22 protein-coding genes are annotated in these 21,887 nt (G+C 68.4%); 15 read left to right on the top strand and 7 right to left on the bottom strand.

Features of this window, described 5'->3' with window-relative positions; all coding sequences use genetic code 11:
• The first annotated feature begins 20 nt into the window (after positions 1-20).
• The 6 genes from EZ216_RS08990 (at position 21) to EZ216_RS08965 (ending at position 7,221) form a co-directional block, all read left to right on the top strand.
• Entirely contained in the window at positions 21-2,174 is a 2,154-nt protein-coding gene (locus EZ216_RS08990; protein WP_135249405.1) for a thiamine pyrophosphate-dependent enzyme, read from the top strand.
• 4 nt (positions 2,175-2,178) lie between these two features.
• On the top strand, positions 2,179-3,846 hold the full coding sequence (locus EZ216_RS08985; RefSeq protein WP_135249404.1) for an indolepyruvate oxidoreductase subunit beta family protein: 1,668 nt from the start codon (positions 2,179-2,181) through the stop codon (positions 3,844-3,846).
• A gap of 43 nt (positions 3,847-3,889) precedes the next feature.
• Positions 3,890-4,909, top strand: coding sequence for a TRAP transporter substrate-binding protein (locus tag EZ216_RS08980; RefSeq protein WP_135249403.1), 1,020 nt, complete (start codon positions 3,890-3,892; stop codon positions 4,907-4,909).
• A 73-nt stretch (positions 4,910-4,982) separates the two neighbouring features.
• The gene (locus EZ216_RS08975) at positions 4,983-5,504 is read left to right on the top strand and encodes a TRAP transporter small permease (protein ID WP_239024322.1); all 522 of its coding nucleotides are present in this window, start codon (positions 4,983-4,985) and stop codon (positions 5,502-5,504) included.
• Entirely contained in the window at positions 5,504-6,808 is a 1,305-nt protein-coding gene (locus tag EZ216_RS08970) for a TRAP transporter large permease (protein ID WP_135249401.1), read from the top strand. Before EZ216_RS08975 ends, EZ216_RS08970 begins: the two co-directional genes overlap by 1 nt.
• On the top strand, positions 6,808-7,221 hold the full coding sequence (locus EZ216_RS08965) for an acyl-CoA thioesterase (protein ID WP_135249400.1): 414 nt from the start codon (positions 6,808-6,810) through the stop codon (positions 7,219-7,221). Before EZ216_RS08970 ends, EZ216_RS08965 begins: the two co-directional genes overlap by 1 nt.
• Positions 7,222-7,251: 30 nt before the next feature.
• On the opposite strand, the gene EZ216_RS08960 is transcribed toward EZ216_RS08965, so the two are convergent.
• Positions 7,252-8,391 carry a glycosyltransferase family 9 protein gene (locus EZ216_RS08960; protein WP_205959644.1) on the bottom strand — a complete coding sequence of 380 codons (1,140 nt, stop codon included), beginning with the start codon at positions 8,389-8,391 and terminating at the stop codon, positions 7,252-7,254.
• A 188-nt stretch (positions 8,392-8,579) separates the two neighbouring features.
• Between EZ216_RS08960 and EZ216_RS08955 the strand changes: the two genes are divergently transcribed.
• Positions 8,580-8,855: a YkvA family protein gene (locus EZ216_RS08955; protein WP_135249784.1), complete on the top strand. Its 276-nt coding sequence runs from the start codon at positions 8,580-8,582 to the stop codon at positions 8,853-8,855.
• Between the two features lie 11 nt (positions 8,856-8,866).
• Here the strand turns inward: EZ216_RS08955 and EZ216_RS08950 are convergent, their stop codons facing one another.
• Genes EZ216_RS08950 through xdhC form a run of 4 tightly spaced genes read right to left on the bottom strand, consistent with a single transcriptional unit; the run spans position 8,867 to position 12,465 of the window.
• A complete protein-coding gene (locus EZ216_RS08950; protein ID WP_135249398.1) occupies positions 8,867-10,186 on the bottom strand; it encodes a glycerate kinase type-2 family protein in 1,320 nt (439 codons plus the stop codon).
• An 11-nt stretch (positions 10,187-10,197) separates the two neighbouring features.
• Positions 10,198-10,425 (bottom strand): YjbQ family protein, encoded by a 228-nt coding sequence (locus EZ216_RS08945; protein WP_239024321.1) that lies wholly within the window; start codon positions 10,423-10,425, stop codon positions 10,198-10,200.
• A gap of 13 nt (positions 10,426-10,438) precedes the next feature.
• Entirely contained in the window at positions 10,439-11,638 is a 1,200-nt protein-coding gene (locus tag EZ216_RS08940) for a urate hydroxylase PuuD (RefSeq protein ID WP_135249396.1), read from the bottom strand.
• Between the two features lie 17 nt (positions 11,639-11,655).
• Positions 11,656-12,465 (bottom strand): xanthine dehydrogenase accessory protein XdhC, encoded by an 810-nt coding sequence (gene xdhC / locus EZ216_RS08935; protein WP_135249395.1) that lies wholly within the window; start codon positions 12,463-12,465, stop codon positions 11,656-11,658.
• Between the two features lie 155 nt (positions 12,466-12,620).
• Here xdhC and EZ216_RS08930 point away from each other — a divergent pair, with 155 nt between their 5' ends.
• Positions 12,621-13,130 carry an energy transducer TonB gene (locus EZ216_RS08930; protein ID WP_135249394.1) on the top strand — a complete coding sequence of 170 codons (510 nt, stop codon included), beginning with the start codon at positions 12,621-12,623 and terminating at the stop codon, positions 13,128-13,130.
• 108 nt (positions 13,131-13,238) lie between these two features.
• Here the strand turns inward: EZ216_RS08930 and uraH are convergent, their stop codons facing one another.
• The gene (uraH, locus tag EZ216_RS08925) at positions 13,239-13,589 is read right to left on the bottom strand and encodes a hydroxyisourate hydrolase (protein ID WP_135249393.1); all 351 of its coding nucleotides are present in this window, start codon (positions 13,587-13,589) and stop codon (positions 13,239-13,241) included.
• A gap of 72 nt (positions 13,590-13,661) precedes the next feature.
• Between uraH and EZ216_RS08920 the strand changes: the two genes are divergently transcribed.
• From EZ216_RS08920 to EZ216_RS08905, 4 genes are read left to right on the top strand one after another with little or no spacing between them, the layout of a single operon-like run.
• Complete coding sequence (locus tag EZ216_RS08920) at positions 13,662-14,333, top strand: GntR family transcriptional regulator (RefSeq protein WP_439126725.1); 672 nt, start codon at positions 13,662-13,664, stop codon at positions 14,331-14,333.
• 20 nt (positions 14,334-14,353) lie between these two features.
• On the top strand, positions 14,354-15,331 hold the full coding sequence (gene puuE, locus EZ216_RS08915) for an allantoinase PuuE (protein WP_135249391.1): 978 nt from the start codon (positions 14,354-14,356) through the stop codon (positions 15,329-15,331).
• Between the two features lie 5 nt (positions 15,332-15,336).
• Entirely contained in the window at positions 15,337-17,118 is a 1,782-nt protein-coding gene (gene uraD / locus EZ216_RS08910; protein ID WP_135249390.1) for a 2-oxo-4-hydroxy-4-carboxy-5-ureidoimidazoline decarboxylase, read from the top strand.
• Position 17,119: 1 nt separating this feature from the next.
• Positions 17,120-18,367: a M20 family metallopeptidase gene (locus EZ216_RS08905; RefSeq protein ID WP_135249389.1), complete on the top strand. Its 1,248-nt coding sequence runs from the start codon at positions 17,120-17,122 to the stop codon at positions 18,365-18,367.
• A gap of 212 nt (positions 18,368-18,579) precedes the next feature.
• On the opposite strand, the gene EZ216_RS08900 is transcribed toward EZ216_RS08905, so the two are convergent.
• Positions 18,580-18,846, bottom strand: a complete 267-nt coding sequence (locus EZ216_RS08900) for a GlsB/YeaQ/YmgE family stress response membrane protein (protein WP_135249388.1) — start codon at positions 18,844-18,846, stop codon at positions 18,580-18,582.
• Between the two features lie 333 nt (positions 18,847-19,179).
• Between EZ216_RS08900 and EZ216_RS08895 the strand changes: the two genes are divergently transcribed.
• The 3 genes from EZ216_RS08895 (at position 19,180) to EZ216_RS08885 (ending at position 21,883) form a co-directional block, all read left to right on the top strand.
• Positions 19,180-20,214 carry an ABC transporter substrate-binding protein gene (locus EZ216_RS08895; protein WP_135249387.1) on the top strand — a complete coding sequence of 345 codons (1,035 nt, stop codon included), beginning with the start codon at positions 19,180-19,182 and terminating at the stop codon, positions 20,212-20,214.
• An 83-nt stretch (positions 20,215-20,297) separates the two neighbouring features.
• Entirely contained in the window at positions 20,298-21,116 is an 819-nt protein-coding gene (locus tag EZ216_RS08890) for an ABC transporter ATP-binding protein (protein ID WP_239024320.1), read from the top strand.
• Positions 21,113-21,883: an ABC transporter permease gene (locus tag EZ216_RS08885; RefSeq protein WP_135249385.1), complete on the top strand. Its 771-nt coding sequence runs from the start codon at positions 21,113-21,115 to the stop codon at positions 21,881-21,883. The genes EZ216_RS08890 and EZ216_RS08885 overlap by 4 nt, the downstream gene beginning before the upstream one ends.
• The last annotated feature ends 4 nt before the right edge of the window (positions 21,884-21,887 follow it).

The following is a 21,887-nucleotide window of genomic DNA, read 5'->3' as shown; positions in this document are numbered from 1 at the left end:
CGTTCCGCGGGAGACATGGCTTGGAAGTTTCGTTCAGCAAGGAGATCGGACAGCTTCGCCTGAAGGAAGGCGAGGTGTTCCACGGCGAGGGCATCCTCGCGATCACGAAGGCTCTGCTGCAGTCCGGCGTGGCGTACGTCGGCGGCTACCAGGGCGCGCCGGTGTCGCACCTGCTCGACGTCATGGTGCAGGCACGCCCCTACCTCGATGAGCTGGGCGTGCACGTGGAAGCGTGCTCCAACGAGGCTTCTGCCGCCGCCATGCTGGGCGCTTCCATCCACTACCCGCTGCGCGGCGCCGTCACCTGGAAGTCCATCGTCGGCACCAACGTGGCTTCCGACGCGTTGTCCAACCTGTCGTCGCCCGGTGTCAAGGGCGGCGCGCTCATCGTCGTGGGCGAGGACTACGGCGAAGGCGCATCGGTCATCCAGGAGCGCACGCACGCGTACGCGCTGAAGTCGACGATGTGCCTGCTGGACCCGCGGCCGCACCTGCCGCAGATGGTGAAGATGGTCGAGCACGGCTTCCGGCTGTCCGAGGCTTCCAACATGCCGGCCATCCTGGAGCTGCGCATCCGCGCGTGCCACGTGCGCGGCAGTTTCGTCGCCGCCGACAACCGGCCGCCGCCGGTGTCCACGCGCCAGCTGATGGAAGACCCGGCCAAGTTCGATTACATGCGCCTGGCACACCCGCCGGTGACCTTCCGCCACGAGAAGCTGAAGTCGGAAGAGCGCATCCCGGCCGCGCGCCAGTACATCGTGGACAACGGCCTCAACGAACTGATGCCGGGCGAGCACGACGACCTGGGCATCATCGTTCAGGGCGGCCTGTACAACGCCCTCATCCGCAGCCTGCAGCAGTGCGGCCTGGCCAACGCCTTCGGCGAATCGAAGATCCCGCTGCTGGTGCTGAACGTCACCTACCCGCTGGTGCCCGAGCAAGTGGCGCAGTTCTGCGCCGGCAAGCGCGCCGTGCTGGTGGTGGAAGAAGGCCAGCCCGACTACATCGAGCAGGAGATCGCCGCCCACCTGCGCCGGCGCGACCTGCAGACGAAGCTGCACGGCAAGGACCTGCTGCCGCTGGGCGGCGAGTACACGGTGGAGGTGCTGTCGCAGGGCCTGGCACACTTCGCCAGCAGCTACCTGCCCGGCGAAGGACCGGAAGAGGCCAAGCGCTGGCTGGCCGGCAACCAGCAGCGCCGCCAGTCGGCAGCCGCGCTGCTGGACCAGCCGCTGCCCGCGCGTCCGCCGAGCTTCTGCGTCGGCTGCCCGGAAAGGCCGGTGTTCGCGGCGCTGAAGCTGGCGCAGGAAAAGATGGGGCCGGTGCACGTGGCGGCCGACATCGGCTGCCACGCTTTCGGCACTTTCGAACCCTTCTCGATGGGTCATTCCATCCTGGGCTACGGCATGAGCCTGGCCAGCCGCGCGGGCGTGTCGCCGATGATGCAGCGGCGCACGCTGGCCATCATGGGCGACGGTGGCTTCTGGCACAACGGCCTGCTCACCGGCGTGCAGAGCGCGGTGTTCAACGGCGACGACGCGGTGCTGCTGATCTTCAAGAACGGCTACACCTCGGCCACCGGCACGCAGGAGATCATCTCCACACCGGCGGAAGACGCGAAGTTCGGCGCCGGCGACAAGTCGCAGAGCGTGGTGCACACCAACCGCACCATCGAATCGACCCTGCAGGGCCTGGGCGTGAAATGGATGCGCACGGTGCACACGTACCACGTGGACGAGATGCGCCGCACCATCCTCGACGCTTTCACCAGCGACTTCAACGGCCTGAAGGTGATCGTCGCCGAAGGCGAGTGCCAGCTGGAACGCCAGCGCCGCATCAAGCCGTGGATCGCCTCGCTGCTGAAGAAGGGCCAGCGCGTGATGCGCGTGAAGTACGGCGTGGACGAGGACGTCTGCACCGGCGACCACGCCTGCATCCGCCTGTCGGGCTGCCCGACGCTGACGCTGAAGGACAACCCCGACCCGCTGAAAGTAGACCCGGTCGCCACGGTGGTGGACGGCTGCGTGGGCTGCGGCCTGTGCGGCGCCAACGCGCATGCCGCCACGTTGTGCCCCAGCTTCTACCGCGCGGAAGTCGTGCAGAACCCGAAGTGGCACGAACGCCTGCTGCACTCGCTGCGCGGAGCGGTGATGCGTGCGCTTCAACCGGCCTGACCGCATGAAAGCCACTCCCATCACCCTGCTCGTGTGCGCCCTAGGCGGCGAAGGTGGCGGCGTTCTCACCGAATGGCTGGTCGAGGCGGCGCGCCTCGCCGGCTTTCCGGCGCAAGCCACCTCCATCCCCGGCGTGGCGCAGCGCACGGGCGCCACCACCTACTACATCGAGCTGTTCCCCGTCCTGCAATCGCAGCTCTGTGGCCGCCAGCCCGTGTTCAGCCTCAGCCCCGTGCCCGGTGCGCTCGATGCGCTGGTCTCGTCCGAGCTGCTGGAGACCGCGCGCCAGATCGGCAACGGCATGACGTCGCCGGAGCGCACCCGCGTGCTGACGTCCAGCGCGCGCCTGCTCACCACGCAGGAGCGCATGCAGATGTCGGACGGCCGGCGCGACCCGGCGGAACTGCTAAAGCTGGTGCGGGCGTTCAGCCGCGAACACCAGGTGTTCGACATGAACGCGGTGGCGCGCGAGTGCGGCACCGTGGTCAGCGCCGTGCTGCTGGGCGCCATCGCCGGCAGCGGGCTGTTCCCGATCGAGCGGCGCTTCTACGAAGAGGCGGTGCGCGGCGGCGTGCCGCACGAGAAGGCGAACGCGTCGGCGCAGGCCAGCCTGCGGGGGTTTGCGAAGGCGTTCGAGATCGTGTCGCAGCGACAGACGCAAGCGGACTTCGTCTCGCAGGTCCTGAAAGCGCAAGCCATGGATTCCCGCCTCCGCGGGAATGACGCGGGGGCGGACGGGAATGATGGGCGCGCCACCGCCCTCTCCGTCATTCCCGCGGAGGCGGGAATCCACGGCTTCCCTCCCCCCGTCCGCGAATTCGCTTCGCTGGGCTACGTCCGCCTCGCCGACTACCAGGGCCGCAGCTACGCCGACCTCTACACGCGCCGGCTGCGGCAAGTCCTGGACGCCGAAACCGCCGCCGACCCGCAAGCCGCGAACGGCCACGCCATCACCCGCGAGACCGCGCGCTGGCTGGCGCTGTGGATGGCCTTCGACGACATCGTGCGCGTGGCCGACCTCAAGAGCCGCGCCTCGCGCCACGACCGCGTGCTGCGCGAAGTGAAGGCGGGTGAAGACGACCTGGTGAAGGTCTTCGACCACTTCAAGCCCGGCGTGCCCGAGTTCGCGGCGCTGCTGCCGTCGTCGCTGGCGCAGAAGCTGGTGGCCTGGGACCGCAGGCGCATCGCGGCCGGCAAGGAACCGTGGGCGATGCCGCTGAAGATCGGAACCCACACCGCCGCCGGCATGCTGGCGCTGCGCACGCTGGCCGCGATGAAGGCGCTGCGCCCCCGCGGCAGCCGCTTCGCATTCGAGCAGAAGATGATCGAGCGCTGGCTCGACGGCGTGGTGCAAGGAACCAAGCGCGGCTGGGCGCTGGGCCACGAAGTCGCGCACTGCGGCCGGCTCATCAAGGGCTACGGCGCCACCAACGAACGCGGCAAGGACAACCTGCTGCACGTGCTGGACCACCTGGCCGTGCTGCCGGAGACGGAAGCCGCGACGCACGCCATCGCCGAAGCCCGCGCCGCCGCACTGGCCGACGACGCCGGCCAGGCGCTGGACGCCACGCTGGTGCGCCATGGCGCGCCCAAACGCGAGCCCAAGCCGCAGCCGATCCGCTTCATGAGAAGGCCCGTTCCGAGGGAAAGCATGGATGAGCGGCGGGCCTGAACACTTATATAACGTAACCAGAAACGACCCACAGGAGACACCCATGCGCAAGCCCCTCGCCGCCGCGGCCCTGGCCGCCCTCGCCCTCGTTGCCGGTACCGCCGCCGCCCAGGACAAGCCCGTCGCCATGAAGCTGTCCAGCTGGGTGCCGGCGCAGCACGCGCTCAACCCCGCGCTGCAGGCCTGGGCCGAGAGCATCAAGAAGGCGTCCAACGGCACCATCAGCTACACGCTGTTCCCGGGCGAGCAGCTGGGCAAGGCGTTCGACCACTACGACATGGCGCGGGACGGCATCTCCGACTTCTCGTACGTGAACCCGGGCTACCAGCCGGGCCGCTTCCCCGTCTTCGCCGCGTCGTCGCTGCCGTTCATGGTCAGCAACGCCAAGGCCGGCTCCGCCGCCATCGACGCCTGGTACCGCCAGTACGCCGCGAAGGAAATGAAGGACGTGCATTTCTGCTTCGCCTTCGCGCACGACCCCGGCGCGCTGCATTCGCGCAAGAAGGTGGTGCTGCCCACCGAGATCAAGGGCATGAAGATCCGCCCGGCCACCAGCACCATCGGCCAGATGGTCACCACGCTGGGCGGCACCAACGTGCAGTCGTCCGCGCCCGAAGCGCGCGACATGCTGGAGCGCGGCGTCGCCGAGGCCATCACCTTCCCGTGGGGCTCGCTCATCCTGTTCGGCATCGACAAGGTGGTGAAGTACCACATGGACGTGCCGCTGTATGTCACGCCGTTCGTCTGGGTGATGAACAACGACAAGTACAACGCGATGTCGGCCGCCCAGAAGAAGGTCATCGACGACCACTGCACCAGCGAGTGGGCCGAGAAGATCGGCTCCGCCTGGGCCGACTTCGAGATCGCCGGCCGCGCCAAGATCGCCGCCGAAGCGGGCCACGAGGTCTACAAGCTCACGCCCGAGCAGCTGAAGGCCTGGCGCGACGCCGTGGCGCCGGTGGAGAACCAGTGGGCCGACGGCGTGAAGAAGGCCGGCGGCGATCCCAAGCAGGTGCTGGACTCGTTCAAGCAGACGCTGGGCAAGTACAAGTCGGCGCTCTGATCCCGCGCCGAGGGCAATGGGCCCGGCCCGCCGGAAGGCGCGCCGGGCCGATTTTCGAAGAGGGGGCCGCTTCTTGCCGCAGAAACAGAACTTCGCCGACCGGTTCATCAACACCATCGAGTGGCTGGCCGCCATCTTCGTGGGGATCGTCGCGCTCAACATCTTCGTCAACGTGCTGCTGCGCAAGTTCTTCAGCACGTCCATCCCCGACTACTACGACTTCGGCCGCATGCTGCTGGGCATCCTCATCTTCTGGGGCATCGCCGCCACCAGCTACCGCGGCGGCCACATCACGGTGGACCTGGTGTGGACGGCCGTGGGCAAGCGCGCCAAGCGCGCCATCGACGTCTTCGCCACGCTGGTGCTGCTGTTCGTGGTGATCGTGCAGACCGCCATGCTGTTCGACAAGGTCAAGCTCACCTACGTCGACCACGTGCTCACGTACGACCTCAACCTGCCCACCTGGCCGTTCTACGCGGTGGCCTGGATCGGCGACGTCTGCGCGGTGGTGCTGATCGCCATCCGCACCTGGCGCCTCGTGTTCAAGCCGGAAGCACTCCACGACGAACACTTCGAAAAGAAAGCGGTCGAGTGATGGCTGAAACAGATCTCGTTGCCCTGATCGGCTTCCTCTCCCTCTTCGCCCTCATGCTCCTGCGCGTGCCCGTGGGCATGGCCATGGGGCTGGTGGGCATCTCCGGCTACGCGTGGATCGCCGGCGCCGGCCCGGCGCTCAAGCTCGTGGGCCAGACCTCGATGCGCACGGTGACCGACTACACGTTCGGCGTCATCCCCATGTTCATGCTGATGGGCGCGTTCGTGTCGGTGTCGGGCGTCAGCCGCGAACTGTTCAAGGCCGCCAACTCCATGATCGGCCACCTGCGCGGCGGCCTGGGCGTGGCCACCGTGCTGGCGTGCGGCGGCTTCGCGGCCATCTGCGGTTCGTCCGTCGCCACCGCGGCCACGTTCTCCAGCGTGGCCTACCCGGAGATGCGCCGCTTCGGCTACCCGCAGTCGTTCTCCACCGGCGTCATCGCCGCGGGCGGCACGCTGGGCGCGATGCTGCCGCCTTCCACCGTGCTGGCGGTCTACGCCATCCTGACGCAGCAGGACATCGGCAAGCTGTTCATGGCCGGCATCATCCCCGGCCTGTTCGCGATGCTGCTGTACGTGATCACCATCATGATCATCGTGAAGGTCAAGCCCGAGTGGCTGCCCGGCGGGCAGGCCAAGCCCTGGCCCGAGCGCGTCGCCGACCTGAAGAACGTGTGGGCGCCGCTGGTGCTGTTCCTGTTCGTCGTCGGCGGCCTGTACGGCGGCTTCTTCACGCCGACGGAAGCAGGGGGTGTCGGCGCCAGCGGCGCCTTCCTGCTCGGCCTGATCCGGGGCAAGCTCGACCGCGACAAGATCAAGCAGGCGCTGCTGTCGGCCACGCGCACGGCGGCCGCGGTGTTCACCGTGCTGATCGGCGCGCTGATGTTCGGCTACTTCCTCACCATCACGCAGACGCCGCAGAAGCTCACCGCCTTCCTCACCGGCCTGGGCGTCGGCAGCTACGGCGTGCTGGCCCTCATCATGGTCATGTACCTGGTGCTGGGCTGCCTGATGGACGCGATGGCGATGATCATCCTCACCGTGCCCATCATCTTCCCGGTGATCACGCAGCTGGGCTTCGACCCCATCTGGTTCGGCATCATCATCGTGATGACGGTGGAGCTGGGCCTCATCCACCCGCCCGTGGGCATGAACGTGTTCGTGATCAAGAGCGTGGTGCACGACGTCAGCTTCACCACCATCTTCAAGGGCGTGCTGCCGTTCGTGGCCACCGACATCATCCGGCTCGTCATCCTCATCGCGTTCCCCGTCATCGCGCTGTGGCTGCCGGGGAAAATGGGCTGATGTCCAAAGAGGTCACGTACACCGTCCGCGTCGAGTTCGGCGACTGCGACCCCGCGCGCATCGTCTGGTTCCCCAACTTCTTCCGCTGGATCGACGCGGCATCGCGGCACTTCTTCATCGAGTGCGGCGTGCCGCCGTGGGCCGAGACGGAGAAGACGCTGGGTGTCATCGGCACGCCACTGGTGGACACCAAGGCGCGGTTCCTCAAGACCGCCACCTACGGCGACCGGCTGGACATCGTCACCAGCATCGGCGAATGGCGCGGCAAGAGTTTCACGCAGCGTTACCGCGTCATGAAGGGCGAAGACCTGCTGCTGGAGTGCGAGGAAGTGCGCATCTTCGCGGGCCGGCGCGACGACGGCAGCATCTTCGCGCAGCCCATCCCCGAAGGCATCCGCGCGCTCTGCGAGTAACGAGCGCTGTCCGCGCCCGTCGCCACCGGCTCAGGCAGGCACGGCAGCCGAGCCGATCTCCTGCAGCGATTCCAGGATGCGCACCGGCTCGATGGCACTGACGTCGCTGCCGCTCTGGATCGGCAAGGAGCCGCAACGCTCGGTCAGCCAGTATTGCCAAGGTTCGGTGACGGCAAACAGTGAAACGCTGCGCGTGCCGGTGGAATGTGCCACGTGCATCAACCCCCCGTCGCAGCCGACGAAGGCCCTGGCCTGCGCGATGACTTCGCGCGTCTGCAGGATGGACAGCTGCCCGATGAGCGACCGGACCCGCAAGCGCGGGTAGTGCTCCGCCTGGATTTTCTCCAGCATGTCCAGCCCATTGTCCGAACCCACGAGCACCACGGTTTTCGGCACGCCGGCCGAATCGCACTCGTCGAGCAGGCGCAGGAACTCCGGCCAGTGCCGATAGGAGCGGAAGGGATCGATGCCGCCGATGGAGACCGTGACGTAGGGCTCCTGCGGGATCAGTGATGCCACCGAGGCTTTCGTGGCTTCGCTGGTGCAGAGATACGGCTTGGCCGCGGCGAGCACCTGCTCGGACGTGAGCTGCAAGCGGAAGATGTCATTGATGGCCGCGTGGCTGAAGCAGCTCTGGTTCCGGGCGGGTCCGTCGAAATAGCCGAACAGGCACGCAAAGGGCAGGCAGCGGAAGAACCGCCGCTTCAGCCGGATGCTGCGATGGTTGTACTCCGACAGCAGGATGAAGTCGTAGTCGCCCGGCCGGACCTCGCGGACATCCTGGAAGACGTTCTCGAAGACGTCGTCTTCCTTGAACAAGGCATGGAGATTGGGCAAGGTCAGCAAATCGATGCGGACGCCCCGCCCCTTCAGCAGCGCGCGGCCCGACAGCTCCAGGTTCGCATCGCCGAAATTCCTTTTGCCGGTGAACAGCCAGAGGACGCGGGAGCCGGGCGGCACGTGCTGGCGCACCAGCGCGCCTTGCCCGCCAAGCGCCAAGGCCAGCCGCTTGTGCAGGTATTTCTTGACGATCTTGAAGGACGACACCTGCCGGCGGTAGCTCTGCCCGTCGCAGGCCACTTCGGGATAGTGTGCTTTCGTGCACCTGGAGATCACCGACCCGAGCCAGCGGCCGGGCAGTGACCCGGCGGAGGGCGAAAGGGGTGTCATCGAACCTTGTGTCGGCATGGCATAACGGTGGCGCGAGAAGCCGGCAAGTCTAGCGCTACCTCATCCACAGGAATCGGGCAGCACCACGTGCCGCCCGCCGGTGTAACGCCGCGTTCCAGCCCTTGCGCTGGCGCGTGGGCATCCCAAACTGTCCACCGCGGGCAGCGAGCCCGCGTGGAGTCGCAATGCTGTTCAAGCGCCTGAGCCTCTTGTGGACCGTGATGCGCGGCGACGCGCGCCGGCTGTGGTTCGCCCTGCGCCACCCGCTGGCGCCCGGCTGGTTCAAGCTGGGCGTGGCGCTGGCGGTGCTTTACCTGATCTCACCGTTCGACTTCGTGCCCGATTTCATTCCGTTCTTCGGGGTGGTGGACGACCTGGTACTGGTGCCGCTGGCGCTTCGCTGGCTGCTGCAGCGGCTGCCGCCCGAAGTGGCGCAAGCCGCGGCCGCGCGTGCAGCGCGCTGACCGCCAGGGCGTCACAACACCAGCAGCGCGCGGAAGTCGTTGACGTTGGTGTGCGTGGGCCCGGTGACCACCAGGTCGCCCAGGGCGCTGAAGTAACCGTAGGCGTCGTTGCGATCCAGATGGCGGTCCACCTTCAGGCCTTGCGCCGCCGCGCGCTGCAGCGTGTCGGGCGCGACGAAGGCGCCCGCATTGTCTTCCACGCCGTCGATGCCGTCGGTGTCCGCGGCCAGGCCCCACACGTCGGGCTGCCCCTGCAGCGCCTGCGCCAGACCCAGGCAGAACTCGCCGGCGCGCCCGCCGCGGCCCCGCGGCGTGCCCTCGGGCTGCTTGCGCACCGTCACCGTGGTCTCGCCGCCCGACAGGATGACGCAAGGCCGCTCGAAAGGCTCGCCGCGCCGCGCCGACGCGCGGGCCAGCGCGGCCTGCACCTTGCCGACCTCGCGCGACTCGCCTTCCATTTCGTCGCTGAGGATGTAGGCATGAAGGCCCGCCGCGCGCGCCGCCTGCGCGGCCGCTTCCAGCGACTGCTGCGGCGTGGCGATCATGTGCACTTCGTGGCCGTCGAACGCCGGGTCGCCGGGCTTGGGCGTTTCCAGCGCGCCCTGCTCCAGCAGGCTCATGATCGCGCCGGGCACCTCGATGCCATAGCGCTCCAGGATGGCCACCGCGTCGGCGCAGGTCGTCACGTCCGGCACCGTGGGGCCGCTGGCAATGACGGAAGGGTCGTCGCCGGGCACGTCGCTGATGGTCAGCGTCACCACGCGCGCGGGCGCGCACGCCGCGGCCAATCGGCCGCCCTTGATGCGCGACAGGTGCTTGCGCACGCAGTTCATCTCGCCGATGTTGGCGCCGCTCTCCAGCAGGCCGCGGTTGACGCGCTGCTTGTCTTCCAGTGTCAGGCCTTCGGCGGGCAGCGTGAGCAGCGCCGAGCCGCCACCGGAAATCAGGAACAGCACCAGGTCGTCTTTGGTCAGGCCCTGCGCCATCTGCAGGATGCGCTGCGCGGCGGCCAGGCCGGCGGCATCGGGCACGGGGTGCGCGGCCTCGACCACCTCGATTCGCTGCTTCAACCCCTGCGGCCGCGGCGGCACGTGGTGGTAGCGCGTGACGACCAGCCCGGACAGCGGCGCGTCCTGCGGCCACAGCGCTTCCACCGCCTGCGCCATCGCGCCGCCCGCCTTGCCCGCGCCCAGCACGACGGTGCGGCCCTTCGGCGGGGAAGGCAGGAATGCTTTCGTCGTGTGCAGGGGCAATGCGCGCTGCACGGCCACGCGGTACAGGTGTTCGAGGAAGCCGCGAGGATCTTTGCGGGCGTCGGGCGTGGAGTTCATGGGAGTTCCGATCATTCGCCGAGCACCGTCACCACCAGGTGCCGCCGCTGCGGCCCGGTGCGGTGCTCCCAGAGAAACAGGCCCTGCCAGGTGCCCTGCATCAGCCGGCCGTTGCCGACGGGCACCGTGAGCGATCCGCCCGTGGGCACGGTGCGCGCGTGGGCGGCCATGTCGTCGGGCCCTTCGGTGCCGGGGCGGTAGGCGGGGTCGCCGAAGGTGAGCGTGGCCTGGTGGTGCACAGGCGCGATTGTGTCAGTCCACCTTCGCCCCTTGCTGGAACCACTGCCCCAGCACGGCGCGCTCCCCATCCGTGATGTTCGTCGCGTTGTTCAGCGGCATGGTCTTCTGCACCACGGCCTGCTGGTAGACGGCGGCGGCGTGTTCCTTCAGGGACTGCGCGCTGTCCAGCCGCACGTTCTTCATCTGCACCTGCGCGCCGTGGCACAGGTAGCAGCGCTGCTCCAGGATGGGCTGGACCTGCGCGTAGCCCACCTGCGCGGGCGCCGCGGCTGGCGCCAGTTGAGGTGCGGGCGCCAGCCAGACCACGGTGACGACGATCGCGACGATGCCCGCCAGTGCGTAGGGCAGCGGATGCTTGTTGCGGCCCAGCTTCCAGCCATGGCGCAGAACGAAGAACTGCCGGATCGCCGCGCCCGCGAACATCATGAGCAGCAGCACCAGCCAGTTGCGCGGGTGGTTCCACAGGAAGCCGTAGTGGTTGGACAGCATGGCCAGCAGCACCGGCAGCGTGAAGTAGGTGTTGTGCACGCTGCGCTGCTTGCCGCGCCAGCCGTGGATGGGATCCACCGGCTTGCCTTCGCGGATGGCCGCGACCATCTTGCGCTGGCCCGGGATGATCCAGAACCCGACGTTGGCCGTCATGGTGCTGGCGATCATCGCGCCCACCAGCAGGAAGGCGGCGCGGCCAGGGAACCAGTGGCAGGCCAGCCAAGCGGCGATGGCCACCAGCACAGCGACCAGCGCGCCGACGATGGCGTCGCCGTTCTTGCGCTGCCCGAACAGCCGGCACACGATGTCGTAGCCGTACCAGAACACCACGATGAAGCCGATCGCCACGGCGCCCGCGACGCCGCCCGACCAGTTGGTGCGCGAAGGATCGACCAGCCAGGTGCTCGCGTTCCAAAGGTAGGTGACCGCGAAGAGCGCGAAGCCCGACATCCAGGTCGTGTAGCTCTCCCAGTAGAACCAGTGCAGGTGCTCCGGCAACTTCGGGGGCGCGACTGCGAACTTCACCGGGTGGTAGAAGCCGCCGCCATGCACGGCCCACAGTTCGCCGCTGACGCCCTGGCGCTTCAGGTCTTCGTCCACCGGCGGCGTGAGGCTGGAGTCCAGGAACACGAAATAGAACGACGAGCCCACCCACGCGATGGCGGTGATCACGTGCAGCCAGCGCAGCAGCAGGTTGGCCCAGTCGAGGAGGTAGCTTTCCATGTCGTCCCGTTCTTCCCTCAGGTCGTGATGTTCGCGCAAGCGGCTTGCAGGAGTTGGGCCACGGCCGCCACCGCGATCACCGCGGGCTGCTTGCCGGTGATGCCCGGCACGCCGATGGGGCAGGTGACGGCATCGAGTTCTTCCGCCGCGAAGCCGCGGTGCTCCAGCCGGTGGCGGAAGGTGGCCCACTTGGTCTTGCTGCCGATCAGGCCCACGAACGGCAGGTCGTGCCGGTCGCGGCGGCGCCGCAGGCAGGCCGCCAGCACGTCCAGGTCTTCGGCGTGGCTGAAGCTCATGATCAGCACCAGGCTGCCCGGCGCGAGCTGCGGCACGGCGCCTTGCACCGGATCGGAATGCTCGCAATGGATGTTCGGCGCGAGGTCCGCGGGAAAGATGCCGTCGCGGCTGTCGATCCATGTCAGATCGAACGGCAAGGCCGCGCACAGCCGCGCGATGGCCGTGCCGACGTGGCCGCCGCCGAACAGCGCCACCGGCGTGAGCGCCTCCGCCAGTCTGTCACGCAGCCCGGGAACGTCGGCGGCCGTGACCGGCTCGAACGAAAGGTGCACCACGCCGCCACAGCACTGGCCCAGGCTGGGGCCGAGCGCGAAGCGGCGCCGTTCGGGTTTCGCGCCGGCCTGCGAGAGCATTTCACTCGCGATGGCCAGCGCGTCATGTTCCAGCCGCCCGCCGCCGATGGTGCCCAGCACCTCGCCGGGCAGCACCAGCATCCACGCGCCCGGCTCGCGCGGCCCCGAGCCTTCCACCGAGGCGACGGTCACCAGCACGCCGCGCGCGGCGCGCGACAACCCGGCGGCCCAATCCATCACGAAAGCCTCCGCACCGTCTGTGTCGGGCGGCAACATGCGAACTCAGCCGTAAGCGATGTCATCCGGGGTTTCACGCTGGCCGTTGCACGCGCGCGCGGCCATGATCGCCCGCAGGACCAGGGCGGCCGTTCCGCGCCCGAGGAGACGAGAAGATGAAGAAGTTCCCCGCGCGCGCCGCCGGCTGGCTGGCCGCGGCCGTTGCCGCCCTGCTGGCCGCCTGCGGTTCCACACCACCGCCGGCCGAACCGGCGCCCCCCGTGGCCATGCCGGAGCCCCCGGCCGCACCGCCCGTGGCCGAAGCACCGGTCGTCATCACGCGTGTTTCGTCCGCCAGCAACCCGCGCGCCTACCGGCAGGACGCCGCCAGCCACCTGTACGGGCTGAACAAGGAGCGCATCTGGAAGGGCCGCATGCCGCCGTTGCTGTACGCCGTCGGCGTGCTGCAGGTCGAGGTCGACCGCGACGGCCAGGTCCGCAACGTTTCGTGGATGCGCGCGCCCAAGCACGCGCCCGAAGTCATGGCGGAGATCGAGCGCACCGTGCGCGCCGCGGCGCCCTTCCCCGTGCCCGCGCGCATGGGCAAGGTGGTCTACACGGACACCTGGCTGTGGCACAAGAGCGGCCAGTTCCAGCTGGACACGCTGACGGAGGGGCAGGACTGACGTCTTGCCCATGACGGATGACGCCGCCGCTGCGCGGCTCGATGACGGATGACGGTCAGGCCAAGTCATTCGTCATGGAGTTGCGACAGCAACGAAGTCATTCGTCATTCATGACCCGCGGTACGTGGAATAGCTCCACGGGCTGCACAGCAGCGGCACGTGGTAGTGCTGCCCGGGCGCTGCGATGCCGAAGTCCAGCGCCACCTGGTCCAGAAAGGGCGGGTCGGGCAGTTCCACGCCGCGCTTCCTGAAATACGCCGCCACGTCGAACACCAGCCGGTAGGTGCCGGCCTTCAGCTCACCGTCGCCATACAAGGCCGCGCCGGCGCGGCCGTCGGCGTTCAGCTCGAAACGCCGCACCAGCGTGGCCTGGCCGCCTTGCGTCGTGTACAGCGCCACCGCCATGCCGGCGGCGGGCGTTCCATGCATCGTGTCCAGCACGTGGGTGCTCAGGCCCATGTTCGGCTCCTCGCGGCGGTTGTGTCCACAGAAGTGTATACACTTTTGTCGCCAACGCCTATCATGCCGACCGTGCAGCCCACCGCCACCGCCGTCATCGTCCGCGAGCTGACCCAGGCCATCGCCGGCCACCGGCTGCAGCCGGGGACCAAGCTGGCGGAGCAGCGGCTGGCCGACCACTTCGGCGTCTCGCGCACCATCGTGCGCCAGGCGCTGCACCAGCTGGCGCAGAACCGGCTGGTGACGCTGGAGCCCGCGCGCGGCGCTTTCGTCGCCGCGCCAACGGTGGAAGAAGCGCGCCAGGTGTTCGCCGTGCGCCGCATGCTGGAAGCGGAGATGACCCGCGGCTTCGCGCGCGAAGCCACGCCGGCGCGCATCAAGGCGCTGCGCGATCACGTCGCGCGCGAAAAGGCGGCGGTCGACGCGCAGGACACCGCCGAAGGCATCGCGCTGCTGGGCGACTTCCACGTGCGCATGGCCGAGCTGATGGGCAACGAGGTGCTGGCGCAGATTCTGCGCGACCTGATCTCCCGCAGCTCGCTCATCACGCTGATGTACCAGCGCGCCGGCGCCGCGCGCCACTCGCAGGAAGAGCACGTGGAGATCGTGCGCGCGCTGGCGGCCCGCGACGCCGCCAAGGCGGTGAAACTGATGCAGGATCACCTGGACCATGTCGAGGCCAGCCTGGCTTTCGACCGGCCGCCGCCCACGCACGACATCGCGCAGGCGCTGGCCGCCGCCTGAACACCGACCGAGGATTTCACTTGCCCACCAACTACGACAGCACCGCCGGCTACCCGCGTGACCTGGTGGGCTACGGCCGCTTGCCGCCGCACCCCCGGTGGCCGGGCCAGGCCCGCATCGCGGTGCAGTTCGTCCTGAACTACGAGGAAGGCGGCGAGAACGCGGTGCTGCACGGCGACCCGGCATCCGAGCAGTTCCTGTCCGAGATGTTCAACCCCGCCGCCTACCCGGCCCGGCACCTGAGCATGGAGGGCATCTACGAATACGGCTCGCGCGTGGGCGTGTGGCGCATCCTGCGCGAGTTCGAGAAGCGACGGCTGCCGCTCACCGTGTTCGGCGTCGGCATGGCGCTGCAGCGGCACCCCGAAGTGACGGCAGCTTTCGTCGAACTCGGCCACGAGATCGCCAGCCACGGCTGGCGCTGGATCCACTACCAGGGCGTGGAACCCAAGGTGGAACGCGAGCACATGCGCCTGGCCGTGCGCGCCATCGAGCAGCTCACCGGCCAGAAGCACGGCACGCCCGGCTTCGTGCACGGCGCCGGCTGGTACACCGGCCGCGACAGCCCCAACACGCGCCGCCTGGTGGCGGACCACGGCGGCTTCGAATACGACAGCGACTACTACGGCGACGACCTGCCGTTCTGGATGAAGGTCAAGCGCAGCGACGGCCTGGTGGTGCCGCACCTGGTGGTGCCCTACACGCTGGACACCAACGACATGCGCTTCTCGCTGCCGCAGGGCTTCTCGCAGGCCGAAGACTTCTTCATCTACCTGCGCGACACCTTCGACGCGCTGTATGCCGAAGGCGACCCGAACGGCCTGGACCAGCCCCGCATGATGAGCATCGGCATGCATTGCCGCCTGCTCGGCCGGCCCGGGCGCATCGTCGCCCTGCAGAAATTCCTGGACCACGTCGAGCGCCACGACCACGTGTGGGTGTGCCGGCGCATCGACCTGGCCCGCCACTGGAAACTGATCCACCCCTACTCGGGATGAAAGCCATGCCCCTCACCCTGGAACAGCTCAACACCGCGCCGCCCGGCGAAGCTGCACGGCTGCTGGACGGCCTGTACGAAAACTCGCCGTGGATCGCGCAGGCCGCGCTGGCGCAGCGGCCTTTCCGCTCGCTGGCGCACCTGAAGCACGCGATGGCGCGCATCGTGGAGGACAGCGCCGTCGACAACCAGGTGCAGCTGCTGCGCGCCCACCCGGAACTGGCGGGCAAGGCGATGGTGAGCAATGCGCTCACCGCCGAATCGACCCACGAGCAAGGCAAGGCCGGCCTCACCGACTGCACGCCGCAGGAGTTCGAGAAGATCCAGCGGCTGAACGCGGACTACAACGCCAAGTTCGGCTTCCCCTTCATCCTGGCCGTGCGCGGGCCGCGCGGCACGGGGCTGTCGCGCGCCGAGATCATCGACACCTTCGAGCGGCGCCTGGGCAACCCGCTGGACTTCGAGCGCGGCGAGTGCCTGCGCAACGTGCACCGCATCGCCGAGATGCGGCTGAACGACAAGTTCGCCGTGGCGCCGTCCGAAGGCGAGCAGGTCTGGGACCAGCTCGAAAAGCTCGCCGAATTCAGCGACCCGGGCTTCAAGGAAAAAGGCCAGCTCACCGTCACCTACCTCACCGATGCGCACCGCGGCGCGGCCGCGCGCATCCGGCAGGACATGAAGGACGCGGGCTTCGACGAGGTGGCGATCGACGCCGTCGGCAACGTGGTCGGCCTCTACCGCGGCAGCGATGCGGCGGGCAAGGCACTGCTGACCGGATCGCACTACGACACGGTGCGCAACGGCGGCAAGTACGACGGCCGTCTGGGCATCTACGTGCCCATGGCCGCGGTGCGCTCACTCTCCCGCGCCGGCAAGCGGTTGCCATTCGCGCTGGAAGTCGTGGCCTTCTCCGAAGAGGAAGGCCAGCGCTACAAGGCCACCTTCCTCGGCTCCGGCGCGCTCATCGGCCAGTTCAACGCCGCGTGGCTGGACCAGAAGGATGCGGACGGCATCACCATGCGCGAAGCCATGCACCACGCGGGCCTGCCGGGCACCGTGGAAGCCATCGCCGCGCTGCGTCGCGACCCCTCCCGCTACCTTGGCTTCGTCGAGGTGCACATCGAGCAAGGCCCGGTGCTCACCGAATCGCACCTGCCGCTGGGCATCGTCACCTCCATCAACGGCGGCGTGCGCTACGCCTGCGAAGTGATGGGCATGGCCAGCCATGCGGGCACCACGCCGATGGACCGACGCCGCGACGCGGCCGTGGCGGTGGCCGAGCTGGCGCTCCATGTCGAGCAGCGCGCGGCGAAGGACGGTGACTCGGTCGGCACCATCGGCATCCTGAACGTGCCGGGCGGCTCCACCAACGTCATCCCCGGCCGCTGCCAGTTCACGCTGGACCTGCGCGCGCCCAACGACCCGCAGCGCGACCGCATGGTCGACGACGTGCTGGCGAAGCTGAAGGAGATCTGCGACCGGCGCGGGCTCCGCTTCACGACCGAGCTGACGATGAAGGCCGCGGCCGCGCCCAGCCACCCGCAATGGCAGGCGCGCTGGGAGCGCGCGGTCGAGTCTCTCGGCGTGCCGCTGTACCGCATGCCCAGCGGCGCCGGCCACGACGCGATGAAGCTGCACGAAGTGATGCCGCAGGCCATGCTGTTCGTTCGCGGGCAGAACTCGGGCATCAGCCACAACCCGCTGGAAAGCACGGCGGCCGACGACATCGACCTGGCGGTGCGCGCTTTCCGCGCGCTGCTGGACCAACTGGCCGCGGAGCGGCATTGACATGAACGACTTCGAGAAACTCGACGCCTGGATCGACGCCCACTTCGACGAGGAAGTGCGCTTCCTGCAGGCGCTGGTGCGCGTGCCCACCGACACGCCGCCCGGCAACAACGCACCGCACGCGGAGCGCACGGCCGAACTGCTTCAGGCCTTCGGCTATGAAGCGGAGAAACATGCCGTGCCCGCCGCACAGGTGCAGGCGGCGGGCCTGCAATCCATCACCAACCTGGTGGTGCGGCGCAAGTTCGGTGCGGGCCGCACCGTGGCCCTGAACGCGCACGGGGACGTGGTGCCGCCCGGGGAAGGCTGGCAGCACGACCCCTACGGCGGCGAAGTGGACGGGGGCTTCCTCTACGGCCGCGCGTCCGCCGTCAGTAAAAGCGACTTCGCGACCTTCACCTTCGCCACGCGCGCGCTGGAATCGCTGGGCGCCCCGCTGGCCGGCACGGTGGAACTGCACTTCACCTACGACGAGGAGTTCGGCGGCGAGCTCGGCCCGGGCTGGCTGCTGAAGCAGGGCATCACCCGGCCCGACCTGCTGATCGCCGCCGGCTTCAGCTACCAGGTGGTGGTGGCGCACAACGGCTGCCTGCAGATGGAAGTGACGGTGCACGGCGACATGAGCCACGCCGCCATTCCCGACAGTGGCACCGACGCGCTGCAGGGCGCCACTCACATCCTGCAGTCGCTTTACGCGCTGAACGAAAAGTACAAGCAGGTGACGTCGAAGGTCGAGGGCATCACGCACCCCTACCTGAACGTCGGCTGGATCGCCGGCGGCACCAACACCAACGTCGTGCCCGGCAAGGTGGTGTTCAAGCTCGACCGCCGCATGATCCCGGAAGAAGACCCGGCGCAGGTGGAAGCTTCCATCCGCGCGGCGATCGGCGAGGCCGCAAAGACTTTCCGCCCGCCGCGCGGCGGCAGCGGCATCCGCGTCGACGTGCGCCGCCTGCTGCTCGCCCGCGCCATGGTGCCGCTGGCCGGCAACCAGCCGCTGGTGCAGGCGCTGCGCAAGCATGGGCAGGCCGTGTTCGGCGAAGCCATCCCGGCCGTCGGCACGCCGCTGTACACCGACGTGCGCCTGTACACCGAAGCGGGCATCCCGGGAGTGATCTACGGAGCGGGTCCGCGCACGGTGCTGGAGTCGAATGCCAAGCGCGCCGACGAGCGCCTGGACCTGGAAGACCTGCGCAGGGCCACCAAGGTCATCGCGCGCACGCTGTTCGAGCTGCTGGCGAAAGATTGAGTCCCGGAGGTGGATGGCGGGTCAAGCCCGCCATGACAGGGAACGGCGGAGCGTGGACGTCACGACTCTTCACCTTGCCGCCGCAGGCGGCACTCCGGTCGCGCGGAATAACATGCAGCGCGACCACCCATTGAAAAAGGCCGGGCTTTGCCCGGCCTTTTTCAACTGGCCATGAAACACGGAGAAATCGCGCGGCGATTTCTCCGCGAGCCTTAGCGCACCCGGCCGCGGCGGAACAGGTTGACGATGGCCAGCAGGATGACGGCGCCGACCAGCGACACCAGGACCGAACCGATGCTGATGCCCTCGTTGATGGTGCCGACGCCCACCATCGGGGAGATCACCCACCCGCCGATGAAGGCGCCGATGATGCCCACGATGACGTTCAGCAGGATGCCCTGCTGGCCGTCGGTCCGCATGATCAGGCTGGCCAGCCAGCCCACGATACCACCCACGATCAACCAGATGAGAAAGCCCATGATGCACTCCTTGAGGCCGCGAACGGCCTTTTGTTGATAGCCGGCCGGAGAGGCCCGGGTGGGCTTCCCGACCCCCTGCCACCCTGACCGGCAGCGGGTAGAAGCCAATATGGTTCTGGCTGTGTAGCGCAGGCGTAGTCGGGCACACAGCCTCACCGTGCGCACCCTTCGCCACGGGACGTCAGACAACCCCTACCTCTTCCCGGCCTTTGCGGGCGGCCGCGCAGGCGGGGGAAATCCCGGTGCCACGGACCCGCATGCACGCGGTGAAATGCTCATCGGCACCCTTCTTGCTTCCCCTGCTCCACAGCATCACGAAGACACAAAGCGACCATGACGAAACGACTGTTCCTGCAAGCCCTCGCCGCCGCCTCGCTGGCAGGCGCCCTGCCCCACGCTGCCGCGCAGCCGGTGACCCCGATCAAGTTCCAGCTCGATTGGCGCTTCGAGGGCCCCGCGGCGCTGTTCCTGCAGCCGGTGGCCAAGGGCTACTTCAAGGACGCGAAACTGGACGTCACGGTGGACGCCGGCACCGGCTCCGGTGCCGCGGTGCAGCGCGTGGCTTCCGGCGCGTACGACATGGGCTTCGCCGACATGGCGGCGCTGATGGAGTTCCACGCCAACAACCCCGACGCGCCCAACAAGCCGGTGGCGGTGATGATGGTCTACAACAACACGCCGGCCGCGGTGATGGCGCTGAAGAAGTCGGGCATCAAGTCGCCGGCCGACCTCAACGGCAAGAAGCTGGGCGCGCCCGTGTTCGACGCCGGCCGCCGCGGCTTCCCCATCTTCCAGAAAGCCAACGGCATCGCCAACGTCACCTGGGTGTCGATGGACCCGCCGCTGCGCGAAACCATGCTGGCGCGCGGCGACCTGGACGCCATCACCGGCTTCTCGTTCACCTCGCTGCTCAACCTGGAAGCGCGCGGCGTGAAGCTGCAGGACGTGGTCACGCTGCCGTACGCCGACTTCGGCGTGAAGCTGTACGGCAACGTCATCATCGCGTCGCCCAAGCTGATCAAGGACAACCCGGCGGCGGTGAAAGCCTTCCTCTCCGCCTTCGCCAAGGGCGCGAAGGAGGTGATGGCCAACCCCGACGCCGCCATCGACTACGTCAAGCAGCGCGACGGCATCATCGACACCGCGCTGGAGAAGCGCCGCCTGCGCATGGCCATCGACGCCGTCATCGCCAGCCCCGACGCGCGCGCCGAAGGCTTCGGCACCGTCAACCCGGGCCGCCTGTCGCTGATGGCGTCGCAGGTGTCCGACGCTTTCGCGACCAAGACGCGCGTGAATCCCGACACGGTGTGGAACGGCAGCTTCCTGCCTGCGAAGGCGGAGCTGAACGTGCTGCCGCCGAAGAAATGACGAATGACGAGTGACGGATGACCCCGGGCCATTCGTCATCTGTCATTGACGCCGCGCCAGCGGCGAAGTCATCCGTCATTGCCATGTCACCCCAACCCTTCATCGACTTCAGCGACGTCTGGCTGGCCTACAACGATGAACTGCACGCCGCCGGGCAGTTCGCGGTCGAGGCCATCAACCTGCAGGTGGGCACGGGCGAGTTCATCGCCATCGTCGGGCCTTCGGGCTGCGGCAAGTCCACCTTCATGAAGCTGGCCACCGGCCTTCGCCCGCCTTCGCGCGGACGCATCCGCATCGACGGCCAGCCGGTCACCGGTCCGCTGAAGATCTCGGGCATGGCTTTCCAGGCGCCTTCGCTGCTGCCCTGGCGCACGACGGTGGACAACGTTCTGCTGCCGCTGGAGATCGTCGAGCCGTACCGCGGCCAGTTCAAGGCGAAGCGCGCCGAGTTCGAGGAGCGCGCCCGCGCGCTGCTGCGCAAGGTGGGCCTGGCGGGCTACGAAGACAAGTTCCCATGGCAGCTGTCGGGCGGCATGCAGCAGCGCGCCAGCATCTGCCGCGCGCTGATCCACGAACCCAAGATGCTGCTGCTGGACGAGCCGTTCGGCGCGCTGGACGCGTTCACGCGCGAAGAGCTGTGGTGCATCCTGCGCGACCTGTGGACCGAGCAGCGGTTCAACGTCATCCTGGTCACGCACGACCTGCGCGAGTCGGTGTTCCTGGCCGACACGGTGTACGTCATGAGCCGCAGCCCCGGCCGCTTCGTGGTGAAGAAGCACATCGACCTGCCGCGCCCGCGCGAGCTGGAGATTACCTACACCAAGGCGTTCACCGACATCGTGCTGGAACTGCGCGGTCACATCGGCGCCATGCGCAAATCCGGTTCGGAGATCGCGCAGTGAAACCGGACAAGCATTTCGAGCGCTGGGCGCCCGTGCTGCTGGCCGCGGTGTTCGTCGTCGTCTGGCAGGCCGGCGTGACGGCCTTCCAGGTGCCGGACTTCATCTTCCCCAGCCCGTGGCAGATCGCGCAGCAGTTCGCCGAGTTCAAGGGCCCGTTGCTCACGGCGGCGTGGAGCACGTTCTGGATGACGATGGTGGGCTTCGCCCTGTCCATCGCCGCCGGCGTGCTGCTCGGTTTCCTGATCGGGTCGTCGCGCCTGGCGTACGCGGCGGTGTATCCGCTGATGGTGGGCTTCAACGCCGTGCCCAAGGCGGCCATCGTGCCGATCCTGGTGGTGTGGTTCGGCATCGGCATCGGCCCCGGCATCCTCACCGCCTTCCTGATCTCGTTCTTCCCGATCATGGTGAACATCGCTACCGGCCTGGCCACGCTGGAACCGGAACTGGAAGACGTGCTGCGCGTGCTGGGCGCCAGGCGCTGGGACGTGCTGGTGAAGGTGGGCCTGCCGCGCGCCATGCCCTACTTCTACGGCTCGCTGAAGATCGCCATCACGCTGGCTTTCGTCGGCACGGTGCTGGCCGAGATGACGGCGGGCGACTCGGGCATCGGCAACCTGATCCAGACCGCGGGCAGCCAGCAGCGCATGCCGCTGGCTTTCGCCGGGCTGGTGGCCATCAGCGTGATGGCGATGGCGATGTACGAGGCTTTCAGCTGGATCGAGCGCCACACCACCGCATGGGCGCACCGCGGCTCGCAGGGACACTGAGGCG

The sequence above is a fragment of the Ramlibacter humi genome (assembly GCF_004681975.1).
GTDB classification, from domain to species: Bacteria; Pseudomonadota; Gammaproteobacteria; order Burkholderiales; family Burkholderiaceae_C; genus Ramlibacter; species Ramlibacter humi.
Note: the sequence above shows the minus strand (reverse complement) of the source record. Positions and strands in the feature narration are given on the sequence as shown.